Origin of the sequence: Paenibacillus crassostreae (assembly GCF_001857945.1) — a bacterium.
Classification (GTDB): Bacteria; Bacillota; Bacilli; order Paenibacillales; family Paenibacillaceae; genus Paenibacillus_AQ; species Paenibacillus_AQ crassostreae.
Genome location: NZ_CP017770.1, coordinates 3,363,270 through 3,375,271, shown reverse-complemented (window position 1 = coordinate 3,375,271; position 12,002 = coordinate 3,363,270). Strand labels below are relative to the sequence as shown.

General features: G+C 38.3%; 7 protein-coding genes. All 7 read right to left on the bottom strand.

Annotated features, from left to right (window positions below; translation table 11 throughout):
• Window positions 1-8 precede the first annotated feature (8 nt).
• The 7 genes from kduI to LPB68_RS15420 all read right to left on the bottom strand — a co-directional run bounded on the left by kduI (window position 9) and on the right by LPB68_RS15420 (window position 12,000).
• A complete protein-coding gene (kduI, locus tag LPB68_RS15450; RefSeq protein WP_198402135.1) occupies window positions 9-842 on the bottom strand; it encodes a 5-dehydro-4-deoxy-D-glucuronate isomerase in 834 nt (277 codons plus the stop codon).
• A gap of 252 nt (window positions 843-1,094) precedes the next feature.
• Window positions 1,095-1,772 (bottom strand): deoxyribose-phosphate aldolase, encoded by a 678-nt coding sequence (gene deoC, locus LPB68_RS15445; protein ID WP_068656824.1) that lies wholly within the window; start codon window positions 1,770-1,772, stop codon window positions 1,095-1,097.
• Between the two features lie 27 nt (window positions 1,773-1,799).
• Window positions 1,800-4,175 (bottom strand): glycoside hydrolase family 95 protein, encoded by a 2,376-nt coding sequence (locus LPB68_RS15440; protein WP_068656826.1) that lies wholly within the window; start codon window positions 4,173-4,175, stop codon window positions 1,800-1,802.
• A 355-nt stretch (window positions 4,176-4,530) separates the two neighbouring features.
• A complete protein-coding gene (locus LPB68_RS15435; RefSeq protein ID WP_068656828.1) occupies window positions 4,531-6,258 on the bottom strand; it encodes an ABC transporter substrate-binding protein in 1,728 nt (575 codons plus the stop codon).
• Window positions 6,259-6,485: 227 nt separating this feature from the next.
• Window positions 6,486-8,210, bottom strand: coding sequence for an ABC transporter substrate-binding protein (locus tag LPB68_RS15430; RefSeq protein WP_068656830.1), 1,725 nt, complete (start codon window positions 8,208-8,210; stop codon window positions 6,486-6,488).
• 232 nt (window positions 8,211-8,442) lie between these two features.
• Window positions 8,443-10,155, bottom strand: coding sequence for an ABC transporter substrate-binding protein (locus LPB68_RS15425; RefSeq protein ID WP_068656832.1), 1,713 nt, complete (start codon window positions 10,153-10,155; stop codon window positions 8,443-8,445).
• A gap of 252 nt (window positions 10,156-10,407) precedes the next feature.
• On the bottom strand, window positions 10,408-12,000 hold the full coding sequence (locus LPB68_RS15420; protein WP_068656833.1) for a response regulator: 1,593 nt from the start codon (window positions 11,998-12,000) through the stop codon (window positions 10,408-10,410).
• Between the last annotated feature and the right edge of the window lie 2 nt (window positions 12,001-12,002).

The window sequence follows — 12,002 nt, the reverse complement described above, 5'->3', positions numbered from 1 at the left end:
ATAATAAATTAACGCAGATCTTGCATAGCTACCGCATCCATATCATTAAATGTCTGGTTCTCACCAGCCATTCCCCAAATAAATGTATAGTTACTTGTTCCTACACCACTGTGGATAGACCAGCTTGGTGAGATAATAGCCTGCTCATTTCGAACAACCAAGTGCCGCGTTTCATCCGGTTGGCCCATCATATGAAATACTACTCCATCCTCTGGAAGATTGAAATATAAGTATATTTCCGAACGGCGATTATGCGTATGACTTGGCATAGTGTTCCACATATTCCCTGGATCGAGTTCTGTCATACCCATGACAAGCTGGCAACTTTGAATTCCATCTTGATGAATATACTTGTAAATAGTCCGTTCATTAGAAGAAGCAATACTGCCCAAATGATTCGGAGTAGCTTCTGCCTGCGTTGATTTCTTCGTTGGATATGACTTATGTGCTGGAGATGAGTTGAAATAGAAACGAGCAGGTTGTGAACCCCCATTTTTCTTGAACACAACTTCCTTTACGCCAAGTCCAATGTATAGACATTCTTTCGCATCCACCTCATAATCCATACCATCAACAATCACAACACCTTTACTTCCTACATTAATAATGCCAATCTCGCGACGTTCTAGGAAATAATCTGTTCCAATATCCTTAAGATTCACCTCAAGCTTTATATCCTTCGTGACAGGTACTGCTGATCCTACAATAAAACGATCCACATGAGTGTAAACGGTCACAAGTTCATCAGTAGCAAATAAAGAATCAATCAGGAACTCCTCACGTAAACGTTCTGTATTGAACACCTTTACATCGTTGGGATGTGATACATAGCGATTTTCCATAGTTATTAAATCCTCTCTTTTAACTCGTATTTTTAATTATAGTTCATATGGGTTCATTATAGTTCATTTAGTAACTTTTGTGTATCATTTTTATCACAATAATTAAAACAGCAAAGTCATATATACAGAATGATTATATTTGAGTTGATTATGTTATATACAAGAAATGACCCTCTACGAAAGAGGGTCATTTCTTGTATATAACTTTTATTTTTTTTAAGATAGTGCAGCTGTTATCGAGTGTAGCTTTGATTAATAACTGCTATTGGACTGTTCCCCTTTAGCGATAGCGACTCCACCACTTGTACCAATACGAGATGCACCAGCCTCAACCATGACTTTCGCATCTTCTGCACTACGTACACCACCTGAAGCCTTAACACCTATATTAGGACCCACTGTTGCACGCATCAATGAAATGTCTTCTTTCGTTGCACCTCCAGTAGAGAATCCTGTAGATGTTTTAACAAAATCAGCACCCGCTTCGACAGCTAGTTTGCAAGCACGTACCTTTTCTTCATCTGTTAGTAAGCACGTCTCGATGATCACCTTGGTGAGCGCTTTTCCACTAGCTGCTTGAACGACAGCTGCGATATCTCTTAATACTAAAGCGTCATCCTGTCCCTTTAAAGCACCAATATTGATCACCATATCTACTTCACCTGCACCGTTCGCAATCGCATTCTCCACTTCAAATGCTTTAACTTCAGGTGTAGACGCCCCAAGTGGAAATCCAATAACTGTACATACTTTCACTTCTGGTGTATCCTTCAAAACTTCGTGAGCTACTGCCACCCATGCTGGATTCACACATACTGATGCAAATCCATGAATTTTAGCTTCTTCAGCTAATTTTTGAATATCTTCTTTCTTTGCATCCGCCTTAAGTAGCGTATGATCAATAATACGGGATATAGATTGTTCTGACATAAATATTACCTCCTAAGTTTCACTACATTAATTTTGTGCCATTAACTTGATCTTTTCTCCTCTAGTTGTATCAAGTTGTAATGTGAATTGTTCTGTTAAGGAATCCCATTTCCCAATAGCTGTTCCATCCTCTAGCACTAGTGGAGTATTAGTGCGAAGATTACATTGTTCACCTAGTTCAGATATGATACAAACGGTTACTGGCTTAGCTTTCTCCCATTCCATATCAATGATGAACCCACCTCGAGCTTTAACACCTTTAATATAACCAGTTTTGCTCCACTCACTAGGAAGCGCAGGCAGTAGATGAATCTCATTCAGATGACTTTGAAGTAACATCTCGATGATTCCCGCAGCTCCCCCAAAATTACCATCAATTTGGAATGGTGGATGGTCATCAAATAAATTCGGATGTGTAGATCGAGCCAATAAAGTGTGAACAAATTGGTATGCCGATTCCCCATCTAACAAACGTGCATAGAGATTAATTAACCAAGCACAGCTCCAACCTGTATGCCCACCACCATTAGTAATACGACGCTTAAGAGAAGTTGAGGCTGCTTGAATTAGTTCAGGTGTCTCAAATCGATTAATTTCATGACCTGGATACACACCATATAAATGTGATACATGTCGATGTCCTGGTTCACTCTCTTCGAAATCACGGAACCATTCTTGAAGTTGTCCATGTTCACCAATCTTGAATGGATATAGCCGTTCATAGGCTGCTGAGATTTCCATACCGAAATCTCCATCTAGTCCGAGTATAGAAATGGCTTCAAGACAGTTTGTAAACAACTCACGTATTAATGTCATATCCATCGTGCTTGCCATGGAGACACTACATGGCTCACCTTCAGGTGTTAGAAATTTATTCTCTGGTGAAGTAGATGGATTCGTAACGAGATAACCCTCAGGACCTTCTACCAACCAATCCAAACAGAATCGAGCTGCACCCATCATTACCGGATAAGCTTTATTCTTCAGAAATTCGTTATCACCTGTAAATAGATAATGCTCCCATAGATGTGATGTCAACCAAACTCCGCCCATTGGCCAGAAAGCCCAACTTGCATCACCGCCAGAGGGGGTAGATTGACCCCAAATATCTACATTATGATGTGCAGCCCATCCGCGAGCCTGATAATTCACATTCGCTGTGCGACGCCCAGTGGTAGAAAGATTCTCAATTAAATCGAATAGTGGTTCATGACACTCACTAAGATTACCAATTTCAGCTAACCAATAGTTCATTTCCGTATTAATATTAGTTGTATACTCACTGCCCCAAGGTGGCTCCATGGAGTTATTCCATATCCCTTGTAAGTTAGCGGCCTGTGTACCTGGACGAGAACTAGCCATAAGTAGATAACGTCCATATTGGAAATACAACGCTTCAAGTTCAGAATCCTGTTCTCCATCTTGATAAGCCTTCAAACGAACATCCGTTGGAAGTATACTATTCGTGCTAGAACCTAAATGCAGATCAACACGTCCGAACAATTCTGTATGATCCTTCACATGGCGATCATAACATGCCCTTTCACCAATGCGTATGGCTTGTCTTAATACGTTTGAACAGACCTCATCGATATCTTTGCCAGTTGAACCAGGCATTACATCGAATTTCTCGAATTCACTTACTGCTGTCATATAGAATGTTACAGACTCTGCATCATGAACATGTAATACATTATTCGTTAAACTCAATGTTCCACCTTGGGCAACAGCTTTTATATGTAACTCAAACCCTACACCCAGACCTTCTTCAAATAAGATAGACTGCGGATGATCTCTGAAATAATTCGATTCAATATGGCTTGGACAACGCCCTTTAAGCACAACGGTCTGATCTTCCTTCACCGAAATTCGAGGTTGATGTGGACTTTCTAGCATTGCTTTCACATTAATTTTTGCAGATCCTTTAGCACTCAGAGTGACGACCATGACCTGATCTACAGCACTAATGAACGACTCTCTTATATACCTGGTATCCCCACTTTGGAATGACGTATGCGAAATACCCGTACTAAGATCTAACTCACGTCGATAGTCCTGAACATCTACTAGACCCTCTTGCTCCATAATCAGATGTCCCATCGGTTGATAAGCTTCAGAATCTTTACCTAACATATGTGTATTAATCAAGTTCTCTGCTTCTTTATACTTACCCTCATTAATCAATGCTCTCGATTTGTTCAAATAACGTAAGCTATTGTATTGTACACTATCTCGTGGAAAACCAGACCAAAGTGTATCTTCATTTAATTGAAATTCTTCTTTTACAATTCCACCATATACCATAGCACCCATACGTCCATTACCTAGCGGAAGTGCCTCTTCCCACTTTGAAGCTGGCTTTAGATAAGACATTACCCAGCTTTTCTTCCTATCTGCTGTCATAGATTTCACTCCTAACTATTCTGCTCTCATACAAAAATTAATTATATCATTAAGCACCTTCATCGACCACAAAATAGAAACAGGCAGCTAAAGGAACATCATCCTCTAAACTGCCTGTTTATCTTAAAATATAAAAAAGTATAAGTTTCACTTGAATCAATTTCATAATCACCGATGCATCTAAATCGAGTTGCGTAATTATGAAATTGATTCTTCATACTCTATACCTTATATTTCGGCGGAGACGGATACCCTAAAGTGATACGAAGTATCGCTAACATCGAAAGGATAATCTCCTTTATAAGGACGGCGTAGCCATTTCAGCTTATTTATTCATTTCTCGATACTAGTGGTTTTATTGACCCGTCCATAATTTCACTCTATCTTGAACATACTCAGTGTATTTTTGTTCCATCTGAACGGCTCCAACTTTATCAAGTTCTGCTAACATACCATCGAAAATTTCATCGAACTTTTCAGGTTTTGCAAGAATCGCTTCTGGAATACGTTTACGAATAATATCTTGTGTTTTTTGATAGGCTACAGTGTATTCTGGGTCACTTGGAGCCGGCATATTATAAGCTGCTCCCCACACTTTTACTGGGAATTCATCTTCACCTGGGAATAAGTCCTTCCAAGTTGTTGCGTTATAAGCTGCTAACGATTCCTTCTCAGCATCAGAGTAACCGGCAACAATCTGTTCAGGGAAGTTGGTTGTATAATAGTTATCAGTTGAATCCTTTACGCCATCTCCATATTTCCCACTAATTATCCCATACAGCCCAATCCCACTTTCTTTAGTGAAAGGAATATTGTCATTCATCTTTCTATCCTGAATTTCTGCAGGGATAACACGAATACCGTCCTCAATCGTGTAGTGCTTCCCTTCTAATCCCCAGTTTCTCAGAACTTGACCTTCCTCTGAAGCCATCCAGTCTAAGAATTTAATAGCTCTAACTGGATCTTTACAAGACGTTGTGATACCAAGACCGTATCCATCAAACCCTGTAGCTTGGAAAGAATGATCAAGAACATCTTCAGATATCGTTACTGGGAAATGTGCGTAAGTATACTCATGCTTTCCTGCAGCTTTCAGTGCATTCTCCGCATTTTGGTATTCCCATTCTTGGCTAATCAATCCTAGAGCCCGACCGCTTGCAATTTTAGCTTGATATTGGTCATCTTTTTGTACAAATGTATCTTTGTCTAGTAGACCTTCATTATACATATGGTTCAACCAACGGAAGTACTCCTTCTCTTCAGGACGTTTATAGTGTAATTGGGCTTCATAAGTCTCAGGATTAATATAAAACTCTCCATCATCCGCTAAACCTGTTGCTAAAAATGCTGGGTTCGTAACCGTAATCATAATTTTCCAGTCATCTGCATTCAGTAACAATGGGATTGTTGGAACACCATCTGTTTCGGGGTGTAAAGCTACATACTCTTTTAAAACGTTTTCAAAATCTTGAAGTGTTCTAACTTCTGGGTAACCTAGTTCTTTCAGTACTCTATGTTGAATCTCAAATCCACCTGTTGCATCAAAACTCGTTTGATCGACAGCACCATTAGTAGGGATCGTATACACAGCTGGATCAGAAGTACTATATTTAAGGCGATTAAGATTCTGACTATATAACTTTTTCAAGTTAGGAGCATGTTCTTCAATTAAATCCGTCATATCAATCAGGGCACCCGCTTCAACCAATTTGGTCACGTTACCTTTAGGGAAGATAATATCTGGGTAGTCTCCACTCGCTGCCATTAAAGCGACCTTATCTTCTCCACCATTCCCTGTCATGTCATACTCAGCATTAAGGGTAACACCCGTCTGCTTAATGATCTCTTGTCCGATATCATCTTCCATATTAACCCAGTTAGGACTACTATCCGCTCCAAAGAAAGTAAATGTTATTGGAGAAATGTCTTCAGCTTCTTCCTTTACTGCATTTGTGGTTGTAGAATTCCCCACTGGTTCTGCTGTATTACTGGAGTTATTACTGTTGTTGTTTCCACAAGCAGAAATCAGTAATGCACTTGCGATTAGTAGCATTGCGAATGTTTTTGGTGTTTTTCTTTTCATTAAACATAACCCCCATGATAAATATAATTTTTAATCATTAAAGCAAAAATGAGAATCATGGTGTGCGGAAATCGTTTTCTCGAAAAGACCTCAAAAATGTAAGTGCTTACATTGTAAATTATAAATCATTTTTCCTATCTTGTATATCCTTATTTCCGAAAATTATCAGCATAAAAAGGAGCTCTCAAATTGAGAGCTCCTTAAGTATTATTATCAAATATCCTTAATTATTGACCCGTCCATAATTTCACTCTATCTTGAACATACTCAGTGTATTTTTGTTCCATCTGAACGGCTCCAACTTTATCAAGTTCTGCTAGCATATCATCGAAAATTTGATCGAATTTTTCAGGTTTAGCAAGAATCGCTTCTGGAATACGTTTACGAATAATATCTTGAGTTTTTTGATAGGCTACAGTGTATTCTGGGTCACTTGGAGCCGGCATATTATACGCTGCTCCCCACACTTTCACTGGGAATTCATCTTTACTTGGGAATAAGTCCTTCCAAGTTGTAGCGTTATATGCTGCTAATGATTCCTTCTCAACATCAGAGTAATTGGCAATAATCTGTTCAGGGAAGTTCGTAGTATAATAGTTACCAGTAGAGTCCTTTACACCATCTCCATAGTGTCCACTGAAGACAAAGTAGAGTCCAATGCCGCTTTCTTTAGTGAATGCTATATTATCATTATTCTTTCTATCCTGAACATCTGCGGGAACAACGCGAACACCATCTTCTACATTATAGTGCTTCCCTTCAATCCCCCAGTTTCTTAGTACTTGACCTTCCTCAGATGCCATCCAGTCTAAGAATTTAATAGCTCGAACTGGATCTTCACAAGACGTTGTGATACCAATACCATATCCATCAAATCCGATATCTTGGAAAGAATGATCAAGAATATCTTCAGATATTGTCACTGGAAAATGTCCATAAGTGTATTCATCTTTCCCAGCAGCTTTAAGGGCATTCTCAGCATTACTATATTCCCACTCTTGGCTAATTAATCCAAGAACTCTACCACTTGCAATTTTAGCTTGGTATTGGTCATCTTTTTGTACAAATGTATCTTTATCTAGAAGTCCCTCATTGTACATATGATTCAACCAACGGAAGTATTCTTTCTCTTCCGGACGTTTGTAGTGTAATTGTGCTTCGTATGTTTCAGGATTAATATAAAACTCCCCATCATCCGATAAGCCCGTTGCCGTAAATGCCGGGTTTGTAACCGTAATCATAATTTTCCAGTCATCAGCATTTAGTAACAATGGAATTGTTGGAACACCATCTGTTTCAGGGTGTAGCGCTACATAATCCTTTAAGGCTTTCTCAAAATCTACTGTGGTACGAATTTCAGGATAACCTAGTTCTTTCAACACTCTATGTTGAATCTCAAATCCACCGCTTGCATCGAAACTCGTTTGGTCGACAGAACCATTCGTAGGGATTGTATAAATGGCTGGATCAGCTGTACTATATTTAAGGCGATTAAGGTTCTGACTATATAACTTCTTCAAGTTAGGAGCATGTTCCTCAATTAAGTCTGTCATATCGATCATAGCTTCTGCATCAACCAATTTAGTTAAGTTACCTTTGGGGAAGATGATATCAGGGTAGTCACCACTCGCAGCCATAAGAGAGATCTTATCGTCACCGCCATTATTCATGTCATACTCTGCATTAATAGTAACACCTGTCTTTTCAGTGATGACTTGTCCAACATCGTCCTTCATATTATTCCAGTTCGGACTACCATCAGCTCCAAAGAACGTAAACGTTATTGGAGAAATGTCATTTGTCTCTTCCTTGACCGCATTCGTACTTGTTGAATTCCCCGTGGATTCTGCTGTTTTCCCGGAGTTATTTGTGTTGGAATTTCCACAAGCAGAAATCAGTAGCGCACTTGCAATGAGCAGCATTGCAAATGTTTTTGGCGTTTTTCTTTTCATTTAATATAACCCTCCCGTATCTATTATGCTCTAAATCTTTAAAGCAAGTATGTTATTCGTGATGTTTAGAAACCGTTTTCTTAAAACAAAAAAACTATTGTTGTAAGTGCTTACAAATATAATATATACCATTTCCTACATTTTGTACACTCTTATTTCAGAGTTTTTTATCACAAAAAAGGGCTCTCAAAACGAGAGCCCTTCAAGTATTATTATTGAGTTTTATTCCCTTTTATTTACCAGACCAAAGATCTACTCTTGCTTTAACTAACTCTGTATATTCAGCTTCCATCTTCTCTGCACCAGCTTTATTCAATTCAGCAATCATACCATCGTAAACTGCATCGAATTTCTCAGGTGTAGTCAGAATCGCTTCAGGAATACGTTTACGAATAATGTCTTGAGTCTTTTGGAATGTTACAGAATATTCTGAACCTTCTTCAACGGCTAAATCCCAAGCAGCCCCCCAAGGTTTAACAGGCATCTCATCTTCAGATGGCCATAGGTCTTTCCACGTTGTAGCATTATATGCTTTTAATGATTCCTTCTCTGGTTCAGAGTAGCTAGCTACAATCTGTTCAGGGAAGTTAGTTGTATAGTAATTACCTGTTGGATCTAGTACTCCATCACCATAGTGACCAGAGAATGTTAGATACAAACCAATACCTGTAGTCTTAGTGAAGTTACTAGCGTCATTGATTTTCTTGTCTAATACATCTGCCGGAATAACACGTTTGCCATCTTCGATTACATAGTGTTTCCCTTCAATTCCCCAGTTTTTAAGAATTTGACCCTCATCAGAAGCTAAGTAATCCAAGAACTTAATAATACGAACTGGATCTTCAGCAGATGTAGTGATCCCTATACCCCATCCAGCCATGAACCCTGTATCTTGGAAACCATGGTCTACAATATCCGATGTGAGTGTTACAGGGAAGTGAGCATATGATCTTTCAGGTTTGCCTGAAGCTTTTAGAGCATTCTCTGCATCTGCATATCCCCACTCTTGGTCGATTAGACCTAATACTCGACCACTAGCGATTTTAGCTTTATATTCGTCACTCTTTTGTACGAATGTGTTCTTATCAAGTAATCCAATGTTATACATATGGTTCAACCAACGGAAATATTCTTTCTCTTCAGGACGTTTGTAGTGAAGTTGAGCTTCGAAAGTTTCAGGGTTGATATAGTACTCACCATCATCTGGTGCCCCAGTTGATTGAAATGCAGGGTTTGTAACTGTAATCATAATTCTCCAGTCATCTGCATCTAATGTTAATGGAATCGTTGGTTGTCCATCAATCGTTGGATGTTTGTCATAGTATGTCTGTAATACATTCTCGTAATCTTCCAGAGTTTTCACTTCAGGGTATCCTAGTTCTTTTAGCACTTCATGCTGAATTTCAAATCCTCCGCTAGAGTCAAAATAAGTCTGACCTACATGAGCATTACTTGGAAGGACATATATACTTCTATCTTCACTGCTATAAGGTAGGCGATCCATGTAATCACCATATACTTTCTTTAGGTTTGGAGCATGCTCTTCAATTAAGTCTGTCAAATCAATCATTGCTTCAGCGTCTACCATCTTACTAATATCGCCTTTAGCAAAAATCATATCCGGATAGTCACCACTAGCAGCCATTAAAGCAATCTTATCTTGACCGCCACCTTGCACGGCAAATTCAGCATTAATTGTAACACCCGTTTTTTCAGTAATTGCTTTCCCAACTTCATCTTGCATATTATTCCAGTTAGGGCTAGCATCTGCCCCGAAAAAACTAAACGTAACAGGACTTGTATCGACTTTTTCCTCTGTATTTGTTGCTGCTGGTTCGTTTGTCTCTCCTGTATTATTACTAGCACCATTGTTTCCGCAAGCGGATACAAGAAGCGCACTAGCTAATAATAACATCGCAAACGTTTTCGGTGTTCTCCCTTTCATACCTGTAAATCCCCCTTTAATATGACTGAATTATATTGTAAACACAGGAACATTCCTGTCTATACCAAGATGAAAAACCTCATTCCAAATATTCTAGCTTGATTATTTGAAACGTTTTCGATAAGCGCTTTCAAAAAAAGATTGAATATTGAAAGCACTTTCATGAATTTATTATATAGAACTATATTCCATGTGTCAATATTAATTTATTTGATATTGTTACCGTTATAGCACCCCTTCTTTTATAAAGTTTTAACCCGTCTCTTCACGATATTCGGTTGGTGTCTTCCCTATCGCTTTCTTAAATACTTGTGTGAAATATTTAGGATCTTGATAGCCTACAAGTGGTGCTATTTGATAGACTTTCACATTGGTATTTTTCAGAATATACTTAGCTTTCTCTAATCGACATTTAGTTAAATATTCTAAGAATGTAAATCCAGAAATCTGTTTAAATATCATACAAAAATGGCTAGCACTTAGACCCACCAACTCTGACAATTCCTCTATTCCCAAATCCTTGTGATAGTTATTTACAATATAGTTCTGTGCTTTTTCTACGATTGCCTGAATATCTTCTTTCGACTGGCTTTCTCTATTCTCTCTCATTCTCTTCTCGAAGGCCTCTTTCACGGCATGAATCATCTCATGAAGAGTTGTCATCTCATGAATTCTTTGAATTAAGCCACCTAAAGATCCATCTACTAAAAGGTTACCATACTCAAACTGTCTATATAGAACGACTGTCATTTCTATAATCATTCGTTCAGCGATATCTTTAGTTAATGAATTCTCTTCGATATAAAACTTCATCTGGTCAAATAGAGATAACATTCGCGCTAAATCTAAATTTCGGATACATTCTAGGATAGATATTTCTATATGCTTAGGATATTTAACTTCTTTCATTTGAGTTATATCATGGGTAGAATCCGAATCAACAAAAGCCCCCTTATGCTCAGCATAAAAACGTTGATATAATGCTCTTGTTGCACTCTGATACGACGAACTTAATTGATCAATTCCCTTAGTACTATGACTAATACCAACAAAACAGGTTAATTTAGAGTATTTTTTTATTTGACGAATAATATCTTCACCGAGTGATACTTTATTATCATTCAACATGCTTGGCAATAAAATAATCCATTCCCCACTATGAAAAGGAAATATAGTAAGCCCTTTATTCAATCGAATCCAATCCTCTAGAATATTTCGAATAGCAAACAGCCATAAACGTTTCTCTCCTGTCGTCCAATGCCCATTTAATAACAGATATTGATCAAGCTGAATAACAACCATGAAATAATCATGTTCTAGTTCATTACTCTCCATCCATTTCAAATGCTGCTGCGATCTTTGATTGCCTTCAATCAGTTCTGCAAACATCCGCTCCCGGGCCATTAATGATAGAACTTGAACAGAGTGTATCAATTCCTCATTCTCAATTTGAGAATCCAATCTTTGAATAGCCCGCTTAAGCATCTCAGTTAATTCATCATGATCAATGGGCTTTAACAGATAATCAAATGCCCCTTGGCGAAGTGCCTCACGGGCATATTCAAATTCGCCGTATCCACTAATGATGATAAATATCAGCTTTGGATTGTTCAATGATACTTCTTTCATCAGAGATATCCCATCAATACCTGGCATACGAATATCACTAATAATCATGTGCGGTGAAGTCTCCTGAATTAAATGAAGTGCTCCTTCTCCATTTCTCGCTTCTCCAACCACTTCAAGGTTTAGCTCATTCCAAGGAATAGCTGCTTTTAGACTACGCAAGATTAGAGGCTCATCATCCACCAAAATCACCTTATATTTATTACTGATTGCAACCATTA

Bases quoted from the DNA above. Each gene is read 5' to 3' on its own strand.
- LPB68_RS15430 (WP_068656830.1), bottom strand. From the start codon at position 8,210: ATGAAAAGAAAAACGCCAAAAACATTTGCAATGCTGCTCATTGCAAGT.
- deoC (WP_068656824.1), bottom strand. From the start codon at position 1,772: ATGTCAGAACAATCTATATCCCGTATTATTGATCATACGCTACTTAAG.
- LPB68_RS15425 (WP_068656832.1), bottom strand. From the start codon at position 10,155: ATGAAAGGGAGAACACCGAAAACGTTTGCGATGTTATTATTAGCTAGT.
- LPB68_RS15435 (WP_068656828.1), bottom strand. From the start codon at position 6,258: ATGAAAAGAAAAACACCAAAAACATTCGCAATGCTACTAATCGCAAGT.
- LPB68_RS15440 (WP_068656826.1), bottom strand. From the start codon at position 4,175: ATGACAGCAGATAGGAAGAAAAGCTGGGTAATGTCTTATCTAAAGCCA.
- LPB68_RS15420 (WP_068656833.1), bottom strand. From the start codon at position 12,000: ATGGTTGCAATCAGTAATAAATATAAGGTGATTTTGGTGGATGATGAG.
- kduI (WP_198402135.1), bottom strand. From the start codon at position 842: ATGGAAAATCGCTATGTATCACATCCCAACGATGTAAAGGTGTTCAAT.